Origin of the sequence: Stutzerimonas stutzeri (assembly GCF_000935215.1) — a bacterium.
Taxonomy (GTDB): Bacteria; Pseudomonadota; Gammaproteobacteria; order Pseudomonadales; family Pseudomonadaceae; genus Stutzerimonas.
In genome coordinates this window covers 1-822 of the sequence record NZ_JXXD01000220.1, presented here as the reverse complement: position 1 = coordinate 822, position 822 = coordinate 1, and the positions used below count along the sequence as shown (strand labels likewise).

General features: G+C 70.8%; 1 protein-coding gene. It reads left to right on the top strand.

The genetic code is table 11. The features are described 5' to 3' along the window. Positions 1 to 64: 64 nt before the first annotated feature. On the top strand, positions 65 to 661 hold the full coding sequence (locus LO50_RS19275; RefSeq protein WP_014703539.1) for a S26 family signal peptidase: 597 nt from the start codon (positions 65 to 67) through the stop codon (positions 659 to 661). The last annotated feature ends 161 nt before the right edge of the window (positions 662 to 822 follow it).

Here is an 822-nt window from a genome sequence, read left to right as displayed (position 1 = left end):
GCCTGCCGCTGCCCGAATACACCGCCGAGCGGCACGCCGCCTGGCTGACCGGGAGGGCACAGCCATGACCACCGTTTCTACTGTCGCCGCCGCGCCGCGTCCTCGCTCGCCCCGCGCACGTTTGCGCGCTCGCCTCGTACTGGCGAGCCTGTCCGCCTGCAGCCTCGCTGCGCTGGCCTGGGCGTCCTTCGTGCAGCCGCTGCCGCGCCTGATCTACAACCCGTCAGATAGCGTGGCGGTTGGCTGGTATCGCGTCGATCCGTTCGACCCACGCGCCGCCTCGCTGCCACGTCCGCCGTCCGTAGACAGCATCGTGCTGGTGCCGCTGCCCGCCAGGGCCGCCGCGCTGGCTGCGCAGCGCGGCTACCTGCCGACGCGCGTTCAGCTGCTCAAACGTGTGGGCGCGGTCGCGCCGCAACACGTTTGCATCGTCGCCGGTCAGGTACGCATCGACGGCGTGCCGGTGGCCGCCGCGTTGCCTGCCGACCGGCTGGGCCGGCCGCTGCCGTCCTTGCAGCTTTGCCGACGCCTCGACCCGGGCGAGCTGCTCCTGTTGAGCGTGACGAATCCGGCATCGTTCGACAGCCGGTATTTCGGGCCGGTCAGCGCATCCGCCGTGATCGGCGTCGCGCATCCGGTCTGGCTGGAGGCTCGCCCATGATGGCCGCCGACTCGCTGTACGTTGCCGTGCATCTTGTCGTGCCATCGGGCATGCCGATCCAGTGGCTTTCCGCGTGTCGTCGCGCGTGCAGTGCGAGCGCATCCGCGCTGCACTTCGCGCTGCCTTCCCATGTGCAGGCGTCTTGCCTCGAACGCGCCCGG

Bases quoted from the DNA above. Each gene is read 5' to 3' on its own strand.
- LO50_RS19275 (WP_014703539.1), top strand. From the start codon at position 65: ATGACCACCGTTTCTACTGTCGCCGCCGCGCCGCGTCCTCGCTCGCCC.